Raw genomic sequence first — 16986 nt, 5'->3', positions numbered from 1 at the left:
AGGATTTACCCATGCTTACTGAACAAATTATTCAATCGCTACGCGCAGTACGAGAGCAAAAACCACTGGTTGTGAACATCACTAACTATGTAGTGATGAACAACACGGCCAACGCGTTATTGGCGATTGGCGCTTCGCCTATTATGGCGCACTCGCAACAAGAACTGGCAGAGATGATGTCTTTCTCTGGTGCTTTGGTGATTAACATCGGCACGCTCGACAGTGTTTGGACGCCAAGAATGTGTTTTGCTGTTGAGCAAGCGAACGCGAACAACAAGGTTGTGGTTCTTGACCCTGTGGGTTGTGGGGCAAGTACGTTGCGTACCGAGACTTCTCGTGAAATTGCACGCTTAGCCGATAAGTTGATCATTCGTGGTAACGCGTCTGAGATTATCGCGTTAGCGGGCGAACAAGCGCAGAGCAAAGGCGTTGATGCGCTTGATAGCAGTGATGCTGCGTTAGGTGCTGCACAGTGCTTAGTGGCTGAATACGGTGCAAATGTGGTGATATCTGGTGAGACAGATTACGTTGTCACCAAAGACAGCGTGGTGACGTTAAACAATGGACACCAAATGATGCCGTATGTGACGGGTATGGGGTGTACTTTAACTGCATTGACGGGTGCTTTCGCGGCTGTTGGTGATGATAGTGGTTTAGCTGCAGCAGCGGTATTAGGCGTGGTTGGTGAAATCGCGGCTGAAAACTCTCGCGGCCCAGGTAGCTTGCAAATTAACTTGCTTGATGAGTTGTATCAGTTAGACGAAGAGACTCTGATTCAACGCTTGAAGATTCAGTAGGGCTAATCTAACTCTAAGCCACAAGTTAGAGTTAGATTAACTTAAAAAAGCCCCCGACACTTATGTGTAGGGGGCTTTTTATTACTGGTTTGGAACTGTGTCAGCTGTGTATAGACTGGCTGGCTAGGTTCTAAATCGGTTAACTTGGCTCTCTAGGTGATGAGCAACCTCGGTTAAGTCGCTCGCTGCACCTGAAATGCTGCTTACCGACTCTTGGTTGCTTTGAGCAATAGTGTTTGCACCTTGCGCGTTTTCACCCAGTGATTTGGTAAGACGATCCTGCTCATCAACCGACACCGCGATTTGGCTGTTGGCTTGGTTCAGATCTTGGATGTGTTGATTAATCACATGTAAGTTCTGAGAAGCTTGCTGCGCCTGCGTTGAAGCGTCTGAAACCGTGCTGTGGCTCTCTTTGATAGACTCTAACGCATCTTTAGCGCCACGTTGTAGTGAGGTGATGAGCTCATCAATCTGGCTAGCAGAGTCTTGGGTACGTTTAGCGAGCGTTCTTACTTCATCGGCTACTACTGCAAATCCGCGACCTTGTTCACCTGCGCGCGCAGCTTCAATAGCCGCATTCAATGCCAACAGGTTGGTCTGCTCAGAAACGCCTTTGATTACTTCAAGAATGGCACCAATGTTCATCGACTCTTTGTGTAGGTCAGTCACTTTCTGGCTGCTGACCTGCATGCTTTCATCGGCGCTGCCAATTTCATGCAGTGTCTTATCTACTTCTTTCAGTCCCATCGCCACATTCTCGGTGGCTTGGTTGGCAACTTGAGACGCGTGGTTAGCACTTGCCGCAATTTCTGATGTGCTGGAAGCTAATTGATCAACGGCAGAAGAGATATTGATCATTTCACTGTTCAATTGTGTTGCGTTGGTCGAGCTGTTATTTGTCACTTGATTGAGTGACTCCGACATCTCACCAATACGCACGCTAGAACGGTTCACTTGGCCAACAATATCGCGCAGAGATTCAATGGTGATCTCCATATTAGTCAGCAGTTCGCCAATCTCATTTTTGCTCTCAATGTTCACTTCCACATTCAGGTTGCCCTGAGAAAGCTCGTTAGTGATCTGTTTAACTTGTGCGATGCCTTTGGTGATAGAGCGAGTCACCAAAACGGCGCTCGTCATGCCAATCACTAAAGCGACACCCGTTAGCAAGATGATGATTTGAACTGAACGTTTTTCACTGGCTTGCAGTACTGGCGTGAGTGCTTGTTTCTGCTGCTCGAGAATACTTTGAGCATCAGCTACCGAAATAGCTAAGCTATCGCCAATAGAGGCGAGGGTAGCGGTTCTTTGGGTGTTCTCAATCATCTGCTGATGAACTTGCTCAAAACCTTTCGCGTACGCTTCACGTTGGTTAGAGAAATCTTCAATCAGTTCACTTTGATAAGGGGATGATTTAAGAGATTCAATATCACCTTCGATACCTGGTAGAGCATATTCAAAAATGTCTTTACCGGCCTCATAGGTTTTGAGGTCGTTGTTGTTTGAGTAACTCAGCACAGTGATCTTGGCGGCGAGGAAATTCTCCATCAACATACCGGCGTATAAGCTCGCGTTTGGATCGTTGTTGTTGTAAGACTCATACAACAAGCTCTGAGCTGCTTTCAGTGCGTTGGTTTCCCTTTTGACCATCTCCACATTTACCAACTGGTCAATGAGGAGTTGGCTTTGTTTCATTGACCCATAAGCCGAATCAAAAGCTGCAACGCTGTCTTGCACTAATTGCAGGCTCGAGAGACTATCGGTATTGGTGGTGGTTTGGATTAGATTGTTCAGCAGTTCATCAATCGCGAGTTTGCTTGATTGATAATTCGTTTCGTATTGCTCATCCAATGACTCTAAGTAACGTTCAGAGGCTAAACGCATCTGAAGAAAGTGCACTTGAATGTTGCCTGATAATGTCGCTTTATGGCTGAGCTCACTGTATTGGCTAAAACCGTTCGACAAGGTTTGGATACCTTTGTAACTCACAAAGCCTGAAATGACGAAAAAGAGCAAGCAGATGGCATAACCCAGCTTGATCTTGAGCGCTATAGAAAGGTGGCGCATAACTATCCCTATATTGACCTGATTCCTTCACAGAGCAGTATTTCATAAAACGGTGTGTCGGGCATACTCAAAGTGAATAGTTTGTGTAAAAAGTAACGCTTTAGTTAAGTAATTCAGTTTTTTCAACACAGTTTCAACGGGTTGCATATTTAATGGCGCGCGCTTAATTGAGCTAATTTAGTATTAACGTCCATGCACATGATGATAATTGTCGGTAAAATGGTAACAACTCAATTTAGACTTCAACGCCAAAGGTGCGATATGACCCTTTATAAACTCTATTTAGTAACGGATGACCAACAAGATTTAGATACGCTCAAGTTCGTGGTTGAACAAGCAGTTGCTGGTGGCGTCACCATGGTCCAAGTAAGAGAAAAGCATGGAGATGTAAGAGCGTTCATTGAACGAGCACAAGCTGTTAAGTCTATTTTGGCAGGAACAGACGTACCTTTGATCATTAATGACCGAGTCGATGTTGCATTGGCGGTGGATGCCGATGGCTTACATTTGGGTCAATCGGATATGCCACCAATCATAGCGCGTCAGTTGATTGGACCAGATAAGATTCTAGGTTTGTCGATAGAAGATGAGCAACAACTTCAACAAGCTGACGATTTGCCGATTGATTACATTGGTCTCAGTGCGCTTTTTACAACACCGACCAAGACTAATCTAAAAAAGCATTGGGGTTATGAAGGTATTCAAATGGCTTTGGAGACAACGAAGCTGCCGATTGTCGGTATTGGTGGAATCAACGAATCGAATATCCCTCAGTTAACGCAAACAGGCATCCATGGGTTGGCATTAGTCTCTGCGATATGTCACGCCGAAGATCCTAAAAAGGCGACGCAAGACTTGCTAAATCTGATGGGAGAGTGAGTTTGTGGTGGCTAGAAAACAAATGAAGCGAGTCATTTGTTTTCTAGTTAGCGCGTATGAAAGCGCTCAAGGGATCTTCAGCTGAAGATAGAACCTAACTTACTGAATACACAGAGCAACGGTGCCGATGATCATCAGAGCGATGGCTGCGTACCAACCGTATTGCGAGGTTTTATCGGCAACGAAAATCTTGATGTAATTGATTTCTTCATGTGCCATCGCAATAAAGTCGGTGTAGTTAATGGATAACTCACGACTTGTCTCTTTTAAGTCATTTTGTAATTTGTTGAAAGACTCATCGATGAAGCCCTTTGTTTCCGAAGCAGACGGAGTAGCAGTTAACGCTAGGCTATTCCAAACCGCCATACGCGATTCATATTCGCTTTCACTGACACAATTAAGTACGCGTAAATCATACTCTCGTTTGTTACGCTCTTTACCCATTTTCTCAGGGCAAATATTTCTTAAAACGTTCACGACAAATTTTCCAAAAGGTTCATTTAGATATAAAAAAGCACTCAAAGAGCGCTCATAAACTGGGTGCGAATTAATATTCAAAAAGTGATCTATTTGAAACCGGAATAAGCGACTGCAAGGCAGAGCGTTTATCTGAGAGATTTGAAGTTGGGTCAGTGGTGTTAAAGAGCGATTTGGGTCCGTCTAAATTTGTTTGAAAAGACAAACCCGTTGGGATCGCAGTGTAGTTAGGTCACTTTTGGACATCAACTAGGGTGTTTTATCCACACGACAAAGATATTTATCGGCAAGATAAGCAGAAATGAGGTAGCGGTGGTGAGTTCAGCGCCGATATTGAATCTCTGAATTGACGATGTGTGAAGAATAGGGGAGGTTAGTTTTCCTGCCATTGATTGTATTGCAGTGAGTGTCCCTTAAGTTGCTCAATAAGGCTGGTGAGAACTGGGCCATTGATGTGGCTGCGAGAAACTAAACAACCCACTGGAGTAATCCAACCACCATGCTCGTGTGAGACAGGCAACGCCACAAGATCGCCTTTTTGAATGCCTTCCATCACCATCATCTCGGGCACATTAGCCCAACCCACGTTCTGTTCAACGAGATCAACAATGGTCTTGTGGTTGTTGGCGTACCAAAGCATCGAGCTAATACCGTAGGTGAACCACAGTTCGCGTTGTTTTGAGCTGCGATGCACACATTGGCGATAGCGCTTTAGGTCTGAGTCTTGTACAACGGACATGCGACTCAGTTCGTGAGTGGCAGAGCTAACAGTTAGGAAACGCGCTTGGCCCAGCAAAAAGAAATCCATATCGACCTTCAGTTCGCCATCCGCGTAGATGATGCCAATCTGTGCTTTTCCGCGTCTTACTAGGTCTTCAACATCAAAGGTTGAGGTGGTAATGATATCGAAGTGTGTGATTGGAAATTGATCGGCGAGTGAGCTGATTATCTTAATAAAGTTCTTATCTATGATGCTTTCATCAACCGCAATGATCAGTTCGTGCTCATCTTCTTGGGTCAGCGATTCTACTTTTTGATCGAAGTACTTTTGCTGGTCAAGAATGGACTTAGCCACAGGCAATAACGCTTTACCTTTGCTGGTTAAAACGGGGATGTTTTTCTCTCGGTTAAACAGCTCTTGGTCAATGGCAATTTCGAGGTTGGCTATCGATTGGCTTACCCCAGACTGAGCTCGTTTCAGTTTGCGAGCGGCGGCAGAGAAAGAGCCACTTTCACACACCGTGACGAAGACTTTTAGTTGCTCAAAACTGTACATGTTATCTCTCGCTCAATACAAAATGGGGTACTTATACTTAAGCTATCACTAAACGTGATGGCTGTTAACTTTCTCTTATTGTTTTCGGTGACATAATTTCGGTAAGTCCACCATGTTATAAATTGCTATAGGAATGTATGAGTACGTTAGAGAGAGTTTTCCACTCGGTGTTGTTTGAAGTATTGGCCGTCACACTGTCAATTATAGGTTTAGCGATATTTACTGATCACGATGTGAATGCCTTATCAGGAACCATGATAGTTGTTGCGACTATCGCGATGATTTGGAACTACTGTTTTAACCGTATTTTTGATCGTTATTTCACGGGTGAAAAATCAAAGCGTTCGCTCAAATTACGTGTTTTTCATGTCGTGCTATTTGAGGCTGGCTTGTTGATCGCGACAATCCCTGTGATGGCATACTTACTTAACGTGGGGTTATGGCAAGCATTTTTGATGGACATCGGCGTGACCATTTTTATTACCATTTACGCGTTTGTGTTTAATCTGATTTATGACCATGTTCGAGCATTCTGGGTATGCAGAGGGGAGCTAGCCGTTCAGTAATCTACCAAGTCAGTAAACACGAGCTTGGCCACTAACCGTTTGTTTATTCGTTATTTTGACGGAGATATTCGGTTAGTAGGCCTAGGTAACCCATCGTTTGTTCTGCTATCTTAAATAAGGTGATAATTTGAGTGCTTGAAAGAACAGATTAAGAGGAAAGGATGCCAGATACCTCTCAGATAATGACAGTGGTAGATAAGAAGGAAGTCGAGCTGTTCGCGGAACTGTTCAAACATATTGATGGTGAAATCTACACCTTACTACGCAGTGCCCAAATCCCTAATGATATTCTCACCAGTAATGACCATTACGATTATCTCCCTGAGACAACGGTTAAGAACGTGGTCAAGATTATGGGGGAATCTGCGTCGAGAGAAGAGTTTTCGCTGTTTATGTGGAGTTTTTGCAAGCAAACCTATGTACCAAGGTTTGTGGCTAAGCTAAGTCAGCAGGATTCATTGAAAAGCGCGCTAGACCAATTTGGTGAGCAGCTGAAGCTCGTATCCAATGGTGCGAATGTCTATACCAAGCAATCAGGAGGCAAGTGGTGGTTGGTTCGCGAGAAGCCGTTTACTAACGCGCCTTGGTTTAAGTTCGCTGAGCTGTTCTCTGTCATTTTCATCAACGAGCTACTTTTAGTATTAACGCAAGGGCGTTGGAAGCCGTCTGAGGTTGGCATTCAGAATGGCGATCTCGAATGCTTTCAATCTCTACCACAAATGGGCAGTGCTCAGTTTTATACGCATAGGCCGGTCACTGCCTTTGAGATCCCTGAAGATATCATGCTTGCACCGATTGTTTTACCCAAAATTGCTCAAGTACCAGATCTCACTAAGCCTTTACCTAGCTCATTCTTGAGCGCTTTTAAGCTTGTTATTAAACCTTATCTCACGATGGGTAAACTGCCAATTAGCTTAGCTTCTGAGATTCTGAATATTCATGTCAGAACGATCCAGCGTCGATTGGAAAGTGAAGGGGTGGTCTACAAAACCTTGATTGAAGAGATGGTTCTTGAGCAGGTTTTAGAATTGCTTAAGCAGTCAGATCTATCGATCACGCAAGTAGGTGCGAAAATGGGCTATTCCGATTCTTCCCACTTTACCCGAGCGTTCAAACGACAGATGAACATGACGCCAAGACAGTACCGAAAAGAGCACAGCTAAAACCAGTAAGTAAAAACAGGAGCCTGCACGCAGAATTATTTATTGTCACCAAATGGCCATTTATCAACCTTGAATACTGGCAATATCACTACTAAGTTATTGAATGTGGATGAGTTGTTTTTTTTAGCGAGTTTCGCGACCAATAAAAACATCTTTGAAACCTCATGACACTCATTAGTAGTTACGGAATCGTTATGGGAAGTGGACGCCACTAACAAACGGAATCAAGGTGTAAAAATGAAAAATGCAGGCTTAAAGCTCTCTGTTGTTGCTCTTTCGTGTTCATTTGCTCTTTCTGCAAATGCAGCATCAACGCTATTTACTAACGTCGATGTGTTCAATGGTACTGAAAACAAATTGTACGAAGACCATCATGTATTAGTCGAAGACAATCTTATCAAACAAATCTCTGCGAGCCCGATAGAGGCTGGTGACGCTGTAGTGATTGACGGCGAAGGCAAAACGTTAATGCCAGGTTTAATCGAAGGCCACGGACACTTATTGCTTAACGGCGGTAACCTAAGCGACCACGAAAACAACCGAACGATCGAAGAGTTAGCCGCGCGAGCGACAGTCAACGCGAACGCCGCGTTTCAATCGGGTTTCACCACGTGGCGTGATGCGGGTGGCTTAAACACTGGCTTACGTAAAACGATAGACTCAGGCATGTTGCCAGGGCCACGTCTCTACACGTCAGGTGCGTTTATTGGTCCAACGGGTTCTCACGCTGACTTCAGTAATCTAACAACGGCTAATCAACATTTCTTTGGTTCAACGACCAGTATGGCGCGAAATAGCGTCAGCTTTAATGCCGACGGTATTACCGAAATCAAAGCGGCTGCTCGCCAAAACTTCAAGCAAGGCAATACGCAAATTAAGATCATGTCATCAGGTGGTGTGGCATCATCATTTGACCCTTGGCAGCTGAATGCGATGTCTGCGGAAGAAATTGAAGCCGCCGTTGAAATTGCTGATGCGTATGGCTCTTACGTGATGTCTCACGCTTACAGCAAAAAAGCGATCATGCGTAACTTGGATGCGGGTGTTAAAACGATCGAGCACGGTTTCATGTTCGATGGCGATATCGCCGACAAGATGGAAGATAAAGACGCCTACATCACAACTAACATGACCGCGTTTTCACCTTACCTGACACAGATCGAAGCGATTAACTCGAACCCAGCCTCTAAGCGTAAAGCGGAGTCGGCAACCAAAGCATTCAAAGACTACATCTCGAATGTAAACAAGTACCAACCGAAATGGGGTTTCCACACAGACTGTGTCGGTGACGTGGTTTCTTGTATCAAACAAACCGACCACACGATCTTCCTTGCAGGTAAAGAGTTAGGCAGCTTCTTCACTTTGAAAGGGATGACATCGGTAAACGGTGAGATCGTTAAGTTATCTGGCGTGATGGACCCATACCCAGAGGGTAAGTTAGGCGTGATTGAAGCGGGCGCATACGCCGATATCATTATTGTTGAAGGCAACCCACTTGAAGACTTGTCAGTGATTGGGGCAAACGAAAAATGGTTTGATGCAGAGCCGCGCAGCCCTGAAATCGATACCATCAAAGTCATCATGAAAGACGGCAAAGTCTACAAAAACACGCTGTAACTCAGTTCGACAACTCAGTTAAAAATTAAGCTTTAATGGGTGACCTATTTGGGTAGGTCACCCCTCTTCAAGGTGTTCTATATGCAAAAAATGCTTTCTCTTATCCTGTCGGTGGCATCACTTACGGCCGTTGCTTTACCTACTTTTGCTGAAACAGCGATGAATCTTGAGTGGCAAGATCTGAACTCAGAGTCTCACGAAATGAAAGTAGAAATGCCGGATCTAACCGATCAACAAATGCGTCTATTACAAGGTGTGATAGCAATGAGTGCATCAGAGGAAGAGCAAGCTCAACAACAGGCTTTATTATTTAAACAAACGCTAAAAGAGCAAGGCGTGGACGCAGACGAAATGATCGCACTGCGTGATGAATACATGCAAACCATGAAAGCAAACGCCGAAGCTATTACGACAGAGTTTGATGGCAAGAAAGTACGAGTTCCCGGTTTCATCGTTCCACTGGAATTCTCAGAGGGAATGACAGCAACAGAGTTTCTGTTAGTGCCTGTGGCGGGTGCGTGCATCCACATGCCACCGCCTCCTGCAAACCAGATTGTGCGCGTGTCTTTTCCTGAAGGCTTTCAGGTACAGAACGTTCAGTATCCAGTGTGGGTAGAAGGTGACTTTAGCTCCAACAAAGTGACTGAAGAGGTCTTCCTAGTCGATGGTAAAAGTAACCTCACCATGGGTTATGAAATGAAAGCTTCGATGATCGAAGACTATTATGAAAAAGAAAATTAATGGTTGTCATCAAATGACAATTTTCAATGTGAGTAATAACTAAAATAAAACTAACTTAAAAAGCACTGGTGACATGATGAACTCAAGATTTTCTAAAGTAAGTATCGCAATTGTGATGGCGGCTAGCCCAATGAGCGGCGTTGTTTACGGCGCTAACTTTGAAGGCCCAGATTCTGTTGAAAATACAATTGCAGAGCAGAAAGCACAAAAGAAATCTTGGAGGGAGTCATTAGCTGAGGATGGTTTTACATTTGGTGCAGATTACTTTGCTTTGGGGCTGACCTCAGGAGATGGGGTTGGCGGCGATAGCGTTGATGCATCGTCGGGTGTGGCTCGATTATACGGTTCATGGCATCTATACGGAAAGGACACACAGAACTCAGGTAGCTTAGTTTGGAAGGTGGAACATAGACATGCCTATGGTGATACTGCGCCAAAAGACTATTCATTCGGCCCACTTGGCTATGTCGGTTCAATTGGCCCTGCATACAGTGACCAAGGGTTTCGTGTTACGGACTTAAATTGGAAGCAAAAAATTAACGATGGCAAAGGCACTATTGTTGTCGGTTGGCAGGATGTAACTAACTATGCGGATGTTTACGCTCTAGCAAGCCCATGGTCTGGCTTTACTAATTTGGCATTCTCGACAGGCTCTGGTGCGATGGGCTTACCTGATGATGGTGTACTTGCGCTTTCTGCTGGTCATATGTTGGGTGAGAATTTTTATGTGGTCGGTGGTATCGCGGACGCAAAGGGTAAATCAGATGACATTTTTGATGGCTTTGATACCGCTTTTGGCAGCGATGCCTCTTACTTCACCACACTGGAGTTAGGCTGGACGGCTTCGCAAGAGCAGATCTACACCGATAACTTCCATGTGACTTTCTGGGACTTTGGTGACGATACTCGTCATAGTAATAGCCTTGCTGCGGAAGGTGGCTCGGGCGTTAACTTCTCATGGAGCCAGTTCATGACTGATCAAGTGATGCCGTTTGTGCGAGGTGGTTTCTCTGAAGGGGATGTTGCCCTTTACGATAAGTCGATTTCTGTTGGTATGGGGTACTTTGGATTAGGAAAACCGACCAACAACCTTGGTGTAGCGCTAAACTGGGCGGAAGTGAATGGTGATTCTTTTGCAGCTGATGCGAAAGCTATAAGCGGTAGTACAGAGCAGTGGATAGCAGAGATCTACTACAACATGCAGTTTGGTGACCATTTCCAAGTAACGCCTGACATCCAGTACATAAAGGATCCTGCATTCTCCAATGAAAGCAGCGCTTGGGTATTCGGTGTTAGAGCGAGAGTCTTTATCTAACAGCTCTGCTTGTTAATCGCTGAAACGTAAAGAATAGATGTAAAAAGTGAGCCTTGATAGGCTCACTTTTTTGTCTTAGATGTGAAAGAAAAGCGGCTATGCTTTTTCGGCTTTGGGCGTATCATCGAGTGCGAAGTAGATCTTTGAAACGATAATCTCTGCGACCAAAATAGTGAATACCACAGCGAAGAACGCCACCACACCATTCCATGGGCCTGTAAAGTCTACCTTGTCGCCAAACAAGATATTGATGGCTTCCAGCATTACAAACTTAGAACCGACTAAGATGACGTAACTGGATAAACCACGATAAATCTTAGGCGCAGTGCCGGGTTTAGACTTGAAGTAATCTGCGAGCTTATGTTCTAAGCCAATAGACAGTTTGAGCAGGAGTTGTAGCAGAATCGCAGCTGCAAATGAGAGCAGTATCAACCACACCGTTAACTCTCTGATTGAATTAGTTAAGTTACCAATTACACTTGAAGCATAAGTTTGAATGGAGTCAACTTAATGCTTTCACCCCTATCGCACTATCCCCGTTCTATTATTCTACTCTTAATGGGCCTCAGTTCTTCCTCGGCCTATGCATCCAATGAATTGATTCAGAACCGCTTAGAGAAGATATTTTCTGTGTCAATTGCGCTGACTGACAGCGATGCCATTTCAATTGGCTTTGTGGATTTTGATCCTAATTCGTTTATCAATTTAAACGACAGTGGTTTTGGTTCCGATAAAACCATCGATACTCGAAGCCAAGTGAGTGTGGGCTCCATCCCTTACTCTTCCGTGATTAAAACGGATGACCCTGACTTCGACCTTATTTGGTCTGTGCGAGGGTCTTATGCGCTTTCTGAACAGGATATTGAGATCTCATCAGATGTGACTCCTGACCGTCGTGTTAACCCAAATGAAGACTCGGTATTGGGCCTGTATGGCTTTTTTGGAGGGCAAAACCATTTAAACCAACATTGGTCTATCGCCTATGGCTTAGGCACTCACTTGCTCTATTACCGCAATAAATACGAATACAACAACAGCTACTCTCAAGCATTTCAATCTCAGCTAGACGGCTACGCGTTGAATACATCAGCATGGGCGCTTGTTGCAGAACCTTCAGTCAAACTTCAATACTTGCAACCAAAGGAGTGGGGCAGTTGGAATGTGTCTTCAAGAGTTCGTTACTTTTATGGAACAGGCTGGGGCGAAGCGAACGATGGCGATATCGGTAACCCAGAAGGGATGCGATTCATTAATGAACTAGAGTTTAGGCAAAATGTAGCGCTCGATGCTTGGTCGCTGAATAACCCTCAAATCCACTATAACTTAACAAGAATCGATGTCGCGGGTGATTTGACGGCTCCTTTAGATACGCACTATTACTATGAATTTGGGGCAGGATTAGTATTTGATGTGCCTTATGACTCTTACTTTTTTGACAACTTCGGGATTGGAATTAACTTCAATTATGGCAGCTCGTTGAGCGGTGGTAGCTTGTTGTTCTTACTCAATAATTAGTTGTTCCCGATTAATAACTAGCTCTTTCTATTAAACAACTCGTTTCTTCTGATCAATAGTTAGCATAAGCCTATGCGCTTAATGTTCGATATGTAATTTGAATTTGTATGTGTCGTAAAATGGTAAATATCTTAGTGGAAACTTAGCCATCATAGTCATTCGCCCATCACTAGAGCAGACTATGAATAAGTTAAGTTTTGACCGAAAAATGCCGCTATACGTGGTGTCTGCACTTGTCCTCAATATGGCATTTAGCTTGTGGTTGCTGAGTATTGCTTCTACGCCAGCCATGTTTTTTTCGGTGTGTGCGTTGTTTTTACTTAGCACTCTTATTACCGCACGCCTTTATCGACATGAAATGGCTCAAAGCAAGAATAACTTGTCGGAAGCGATCATTGATGGTGTCGCAGGTTTTATTGTCCTCGATAGTCAATTGAGGGTCATACAAGTGAATCAACAATTCTCTCGGGTTTCAGGTTATGCCTTTGACCAAGTCGAATCTCGTCCGATTTCTGATCTCTGTTTTATGAATAACAGCAGCCTAATCACGACCATTACTCGCTCACTGAAGGAAAACCAGAGATGGAAAGGTGAGTTGAGTGGCGTCAGTCGACTTGGTGAGCAGTTTACCGTAAACGTTGTGGTGGAAAAGCTAACTGAAATTCTGCCGCACAATAACAAGTACGTGGTGACCTTTACGGATATTAGCCGACGCAAGATATTGGAGCGTCGATTAAGAATGCTGGTGGAAACGGATTCACTGACAGGGTGCTGGAATCGACGCCGCTTTGATAACGACTTAAAACATTATTCTAACCTGGCAGAGCGTTATGGTTACACACATTCCTGTTTGGCGTTGATCGATTTAGATCACTTCAAGGCTATCAATGATAATCACGGTCATGACCAAGGTGATTCAGCGCTGAAAGAGGTCGCTGAACTGTTGAGAAACAACAGCCGAGACACTGATATCGTCGCGCGAGTAGGCGGAGAAGAGTTCGCTATCTTGATGCCTGAAACCAATTTGGCAGAAGCGTTTGAGGCGATGTATCGACTGAAAGAAGTGATTACCAAAGGGACAACATTGAACCTGACCGTGAGCAGTGGTGTGTCTGAAATACAGGCGCAAGCCGAAGCGACCTATCGCAGTGCAGATAAGGCACTTTACCGCGCTAAAGGTAACGGGCGAAATAGAGTGTGTAGCTCTAGCCCAGGCTGTGCTACTCCAATTGCCCTTGGTTAGATGTAGGCCGTGCTTGGTTAATCAATCGAGCGAAGCCTAAGCCGAGATTGAGCGTTGGTAAATCTTCGGCGTAAGACCAGACACACGCTTAAACGCACGAGAAAAATGAGAGATGTTGGTGTAACCGAGCTGGCTAGAAATGTAGGTCAGCGTGTGGCCTTCTTCCATCAGTTCGCAAGCTACCGAAAACATCAGGTTCTCTTTGATTTTTCGATAAGTGGTGTTTTCGTTCTTGAGTTTGCGTTGGAACGTTCGCACCGAAAAGTTGAGTAGCTCAGCGGCTTCTTCAAGAGAGAGATCTTGTTCTTTCATGTACGGCTTTAGAAGCTCATAAACGCTATCGGTAAAGCTGGTATGCCACTCAATCAGTGTCGGTTTAGCACTGAGTTCTTTAGAGGTTAGGCGAATTGGGAGTTGTAATATTTCTTCAGGAATAAGTACAGCCGTCGACGATTGATCAACAAACAGTTGGCAGCTACTTGGCACCAGTGTTTTGACGACATCGATGTCATGTCCTTGCAGACGCACCTTATTAGGTAACCATGGCGATTGGGATAAAATGGTTATTAATTCAATGATATATGTAATCGCAAAAGCTTCTCCCCATTGAAACATAGGGGAATTGTCTTCCGGGGCGGTTCGACAAAACCAGCTCTGACCGTGTTCTTGAATAAACTCGACTTTGCTGCCTGGGGAGTCGTAGGCAAAGATTGAATTGATCTGTTTTAGTGCATCGCCAATGGTTTCGAATTCGGTAAATTGATGCAAGACGTTTGGGATGATTCGACGTCGAAATGCCAGTCCAAGAATATCGGTGAACCGTGATACGCCAAGTTGTGCCGACGTGAGATAGATCAAACGCTTAATGGATTCTGACGGCACAAAGTCACTTTCAGATTCGATGAGATCGGGCGGTAAACCGGAATCTTTGAGCAACAGATGTAAATCAAGACCATAGTCAGAAAAAACTTGAACCAGAATTTTAGCGTAGTTCGTTTGAATTACCGGGACTTGGTAGTGACTAGAGGTCATGAGAATACAATCCTGTATATATTGTCGCGTTATTAGACGAGCATATCATTTGCAACGTTTTGTTTACTAAATCTAACCTCATTTACTTGAGTTTTCCATTGCTGGGTTTATTTTTAAAGTATTAATTTTGTTGATGTTAGTTATCTATAAGGGAGTCCCATGTCAGAAGTCGACGGGAATACGCAAGAAGCCAAGGAAGACGTTGGCCAGCAAGAAAACGGAAAAGACAAAGTAAGAAAGGTCACAAACTACTTATTGTTGTTTGTGGCGTTCATGCTGATCTTCAGTGTCATTTCAGACCGCATCATCCCTATTACCGATAATGCTCGTGTTAAAGGCTATATCGTCCCAATCAAGCCTGAGGTGTCGGGTAAAGTACTCGATATTCTTGTTCAACCTAACCAACTCGTTAATCAAGGCGATAAGCTTGCGATTCTCGACGAGTCTGATTACCTCATCGCCGTACAACAAGCCGAGCAAAATTTAGAGATTGCTGGCCAAAATGTCGGCGCGCAAACCGCGAGCATTGCTTCAGCTCAAGCAAAACTCACTTCAGCTATTGTTGAAAGACAAAACACCAAACTGCAAGCCAAGCGTGTTTTAGAGATGTCCGATAAAGGTGTCGTTTCTAAATCAGATGCAGATAAAGCGCGAGCAGCATTAGCGACCTCTCGTGCGGCGGTTGTGAATGCAGAAGCTGACCTTGACCGTGCTAAGAAACAAATGGGTAAAGAAGGCGAAGAAAATAGCCAAGTGAAAGCGGCGTTGCTGGCACTTGAACAAGCTCAATTGAATCTAGAGCGCACCGTGATTACTGCACCGACACAAGGTGGTGTCTCTAACTTTAGCCTGTCTGAAGGTTTCTATGCATCAGCAGGGCAAGCAATCATGACCTTTGTTTCAACCGAAGATATTTGGATTGAAGCTTATTATCGAGAGAACAGCCTAGGTAATGTAACGGTCGGTGATGAAGTTGAAGTGGCGTTAGATTTCGCACCGGGCAAAGTGGTAAAAGGGCGCGTAAGTAGTATCGATTGGGGTGTTGATTGGGGGCAAAATGACCAAGCAGGTAAGCTTGCTCAAGCTAGCCAACAAACGGGTTGGTTGCGCCAAACACAGATGCTTCCTATCACCATTGAATTTGATAATGAAGAAGTGACAGGCATGCTCCGAGTGGGTGGCCAAGCGGATGTGATTGTTTATAGCGGTGATAACTTTGTGTTCAACGCGATAGGCAAGGTATGGATTCGTTTGATTAGCGTATTGTCTTATGTCCGATAAGCCAATTCCTGACCAGCAAACACAGCAACGGATCCTGCGATTTACGGTCGGGGTCACGTTGGCTGTTTTCTTGGCGGCGTGGATAAACTGGCCACTTGCGTTTGTGGCGCCAGTGTTCACAGCTAAGTTCTTAATTGATAAACCAAATCTCCATAAAGAAACGGTCTACGAATTGCTCTTGGCCGTTGTGGTGACAATGGGGTTAGGTTTATTACTGTCGCGAGGAATTACCCATTATCCAATCCCATTGCTGATTTTAGTGGGGTTAATGATGCTGTGGGGTTACTACTTGTTTGTCGACCCCAAATGGAACCTGTTCGCCACCATACTGTTGATTGCGGTCTTGATGTTGCCATTCATGGCGATTGATAACCCTGGCGTTTCAGTCATGCTGGCCTCTGGCTTAGCGACCTCTGGTGTGGTTTCAGTCATGCTTTTTGCGTTAGTGCATGTGTTTTTCCCTGAGCCAAAATCGGCGTTCTCAGGCTTCGCTGCTGCGCCACTCGAAAAGAAACAGCGTTGGTATGCGGCCTTTAGGGCGATGATTATCTCCTATCCAGTGGTGTGCTTTTTCTTTATTTTTCAAATATCTGAAGCTTTACTGGCAATGATGTTCATTGCGTTGTTATCGTTGATGATTACGTCAGAGAAGTCGATAAAGTTGAGCGCTTTTTTGGTGATAAGTAACGGTATCGGGGGATTGCTGGCGATTGCTGCTTTTTCAATTCTTTCTATAGTACCCAACATTGTCTTCTATTCTTTGTTTATAGGACTTATTGCCATTCTTATGGCTACCAAGATCTACACGGTTCCCGAAAAAGCACCTATTTTCGCCACTGCATTTAGTACGTTGCTCGTACTGGTTGGTAGCACGTTGATGAGCTCCGGTGACATCGATAGCAACACTCTTATACGCATATTCCAATTAGTGTTAATTGGCATATATATGATTTTGGCTTCTCTATTCCTAGAAACACGGAATTGGAAGTTTCTACAAAATCAGCCTTAATTTTGTCT

At 44.5% G+C, this 16986-nt stretch carries 15 protein-coding genes and 1 pseudogene; 11 read left to right on the top strand and 5 right to left on the bottom strand.

Going from position 1 to position 16986, the window contains the following annotated elements; translation table 11 throughout:
- Nucleotides 1-11 precede the first annotated feature (11 nt).
- Nucleotides 12-797, top strand: coding sequence for a hydroxyethylthiazole kinase (thiM, locus tag AB6E78_RS11750; protein ID WP_017064406.1), 786 nt, complete (start codon nt 12-14; stop codon nt 795-797).
- 123 nt (nt 798-920) lie between these two features.
- On the opposite strand, the gene AB6E78_RS11745 is transcribed toward thiM, so the two are convergent.
- Complete coding sequence (locus AB6E78_RS11745) at nt 921-2864, bottom strand: methyl-accepting chemotaxis protein (protein WP_372133606.1); 1944 nt, start codon at nt 2862-2864, stop codon at nt 921-923.
- Nucleotides 2865-3125: 261 nt separating this feature from the next.
- Here AB6E78_RS11745 and thiE point away from each other — a divergent pair, with 261 nt between their 5' ends.
- A complete protein-coding gene (thiE, locus tag AB6E78_RS11740; RefSeq protein WP_372133604.1) occupies nt 3126-3743 on the top strand; it encodes a thiamine phosphate synthase in 618 nt (205 codons plus the stop codon).
- A gap of 99 nt (nt 3744-3842) precedes the next feature.
- On the opposite strand, the gene AB6E78_RS11735 is transcribed toward thiE, so the two are convergent.
- Together AB6E78_RS11735 and AB6E78_RS11730 are read right to left on the bottom strand one after the other, a co-directional pair.
- Nucleotides 3843-4187, bottom strand: a complete 345-nt coding sequence (locus AB6E78_RS11735) for a thiamine-phosphate diphosphorylase (protein WP_372133634.1) — start codon at nt 4185-4187, stop codon at nt 3843-3845.
- A 406-nt stretch (nt 4188-4593) separates the two neighbouring features.
- Nucleotides 4594-5496, bottom strand: coding sequence for a LysR family transcriptional regulator (locus tag AB6E78_RS11730; protein WP_372133602.1), 903 nt, complete (start codon nt 5494-5496; stop codon nt 4594-4596).
- 137 nt (nt 5497-5633) lie between these two features.
- Between AB6E78_RS11730 and AB6E78_RS11725 the strand changes: the two genes are divergently transcribed.
- From AB6E78_RS11725 to AB6E78_RS11705, 5 genes are all read left to right on the top strand, one after another.
- Nucleotides 5634-6062 carry a PACE efflux transporter gene (locus tag AB6E78_RS11725; RefSeq protein ID WP_372133600.1) on the top strand — a complete coding sequence of 143 codons (429 nt, stop codon included), beginning with the start codon at nt 5634-5636 and terminating at the stop codon, nt 6060-6062.
- 182 nt (nt 6063-6244) lie between these two features.
- On the top strand, nt 6245-7225 hold the full coding sequence (locus AB6E78_RS11720) for an AraC family transcriptional regulator (RefSeq protein WP_102456572.1): 981 nt from the start codon (nt 6245-6247) through the stop codon (nt 7223-7225).
- 237 nt (nt 7226-7462) lie between these two features.
- Nucleotides 7463-8842 carry an amidohydrolase family protein gene (locus tag AB6E78_RS11715; RefSeq protein ID WP_372133598.1) on the top strand — a complete coding sequence of 460 codons (1380 nt, stop codon included), beginning with the start codon at nt 7463-7465 and terminating at the stop codon, nt 8840-8842.
- A gap of 81 nt (nt 8843-8923) precedes the next feature.
- Nucleotides 8924-9583, top strand: a complete 660-nt coding sequence (locus AB6E78_RS11710; protein WP_102393604.1) for a DUF3299 domain-containing protein — start codon at nt 8924-8926, stop codon at nt 9581-9583.
- Between the two features lie 115 nt (nt 9584-9698).
- The gene (locus tag AB6E78_RS11705; RefSeq protein WP_372133632.1) at nt 9699-10898 is read left to right on the top strand and encodes a carbohydrate porin; all 1200 of its coding nucleotides are present in this window, start codon (nt 9699-9701) and stop codon (nt 10896-10898) included.
- 96 nt (nt 10899-10994) lie between these two features.
- Here the strand turns inward: AB6E78_RS11705 and AB6E78_RS11700 are convergent.
- A pseudogene (locus AB6E78_RS11700) lies at nt 10995-11321 on the bottom strand (hypothetical protein); the annotation flags it as partial.
- Nucleotides 11322-11408: 87 nt separating this feature from the next.
- Here AB6E78_RS11700 and AB6E78_RS11695 point away from each other — a divergent pair.
- Together AB6E78_RS11695 and AB6E78_RS11690 are read left to right on the top strand one after the other, a co-directional pair.
- Nucleotides 11409-12413: a Solitary outer membrane autotransporter beta-barrel domain gene (locus AB6E78_RS11695; RefSeq protein WP_054545669.1), complete on the top strand. Its 1005-nt coding sequence runs from the start codon at nt 11409-11411 to the stop codon at nt 12411-12413.
- A 181-nt stretch (nt 12414-12594) separates the two neighbouring features.
- Entirely contained in the window at nt 12595-13656 is a 1062-nt protein-coding gene (locus AB6E78_RS11690; protein ID WP_372133596.1) for a diguanylate cyclase, read from the top strand.
- A gap of 36 nt (nt 13657-13692) precedes the next feature.
- Here AB6E78_RS11690 and AB6E78_RS11685 read toward each other — a convergent pair whose 3' ends face one another.
- A complete protein-coding gene (locus tag AB6E78_RS11685) occupies nt 13693-14688 on the bottom strand; it encodes an AraC family transcriptional regulator (protein WP_004731614.1) in 996 nt (331 codons plus the stop codon).
- 159 nt (nt 14689-14847) lie between these two features.
- Between AB6E78_RS11685 and AB6E78_RS11680 the strand changes: the two genes are divergently transcribed.
- Nucleotides 14848-15969 carry an HlyD family secretion protein gene (locus AB6E78_RS11680; protein ID WP_372113171.1) on the top strand — a complete coding sequence of 374 codons (1122 nt, stop codon included), beginning with the start codon at nt 14848-14850 and terminating at the stop codon, nt 15967-15969.
- Nucleotides 15959-16978, top strand: a complete 1020-nt coding sequence (locus tag AB6E78_RS11675; RefSeq protein WP_372133593.1) for a DUF2955 domain-containing protein — start codon at nt 15959-15961, stop codon at nt 16976-16978. The genes AB6E78_RS11680 and AB6E78_RS11675 overlap by 11 nt, the downstream gene beginning before the upstream one ends.
- Nucleotides 16979-16986: the final 8 nt, after the last annotated feature.

The sequence above is a fragment of the Vibrio sp. 10N.247.310.98 genome (assembly GCF_041467395.1).
Taxonomy (GTDB): domain Bacteria; phylum Pseudomonadota; class Gammaproteobacteria; order Enterobacterales; family Vibrionaceae; genus Vibrio; species Vibrio crassostreae_C.
This window is presented reverse-complemented; position numbering and strand designations above follow the sequence as displayed.

Excerpts from the sequence above, each read along its gene's own strand:
- thiM (WP_017064406.1), top strand. The coding sequence starts at position 12 with ATGCTTACTGAACAAATTATTCAATCGCTACGCGCAGTACGAGAGCAA.
- AB6E78_RS11745 (WP_372133606.1), bottom strand. The coding sequence starts at position 2,864 with ATGCGCCACCTTTCTATAGCGCTCAAGATCAAGCTGGGTTATGCCATC.
- thiE (WP_372133604.1), top strand. The coding sequence starts at position 3,126 with ATGACCCTTTATAAACTCTATTTAGTAACGGATGACCAACAAGATTTA.
- AB6E78_RS11735 (WP_372133634.1), bottom strand. The coding sequence starts at position 4,187 with ATGGGTAAAGAGCGTAACAAACGAGAGTATGATTTACGCGTACTTAAT.
- AB6E78_RS11730 (WP_372133602.1), bottom strand. The coding sequence starts at position 5,496 with ATGTACAGTTTTGAGCAACTAAAAGTCTTCGTCACGGTGTGTGAAAGT.
- AB6E78_RS11725 (WP_372133600.1), top strand. The coding sequence starts at position 5,634 with ATGAGTACGTTAGAGAGAGTTTTCCACTCGGTGTTGTTTGAAGTATTG.
- AB6E78_RS11720 (WP_102456572.1), top strand. The coding sequence starts at position 6,245 with ATGACAGTGGTAGATAAGAAGGAAGTCGAGCTGTTCGCGGAACTGTTC.
- AB6E78_RS11715 (WP_372133598.1), top strand. The coding sequence starts at position 7,463 with ATGAAAAATGCAGGCTTAAAGCTCTCTGTTGTTGCTCTTTCGTGTTCA.
- AB6E78_RS11710 (WP_102393604.1), top strand. The coding sequence starts at position 8,924 with ATGCAAAAAATGCTTTCTCTTATCCTGTCGGTGGCATCACTTACGGCC.
- AB6E78_RS11705 (WP_372133632.1), top strand. The coding sequence starts at position 9,699 with ATGGCGGCTAGCCCAATGAGCGGCGTTGTTTACGGCGCTAACTTTGAA.
- AB6E78_RS11695 (WP_054545669.1), top strand. The coding sequence starts at position 11,409 with ATGCTTTCACCCCTATCGCACTATCCCCGTTCTATTATTCTACTCTTA.
- AB6E78_RS11690 (WP_372133596.1), top strand. The coding sequence starts at position 12,595 with ATGAATAAGTTAAGTTTTGACCGAAAAATGCCGCTATACGTGGTGTCT.
- AB6E78_RS11685 (WP_004731614.1), bottom strand. The coding sequence starts at position 14,688 with ATGACCTCTAGTCACTACCAAGTCCCGGTAATTCAAACGAACTACGCT.
- AB6E78_RS11680 (WP_372113171.1), top strand. The coding sequence starts at position 14,848 with ATGTCAGAAGTCGACGGGAATACGCAAGAAGCCAAGGAAGACGTTGGC.
- AB6E78_RS11675 (WP_372133593.1), top strand. The coding sequence starts at position 15,959 with ATGTCCGATAAGCCAATTCCTGACCAGCAAACACAGCAACGGATCCTG.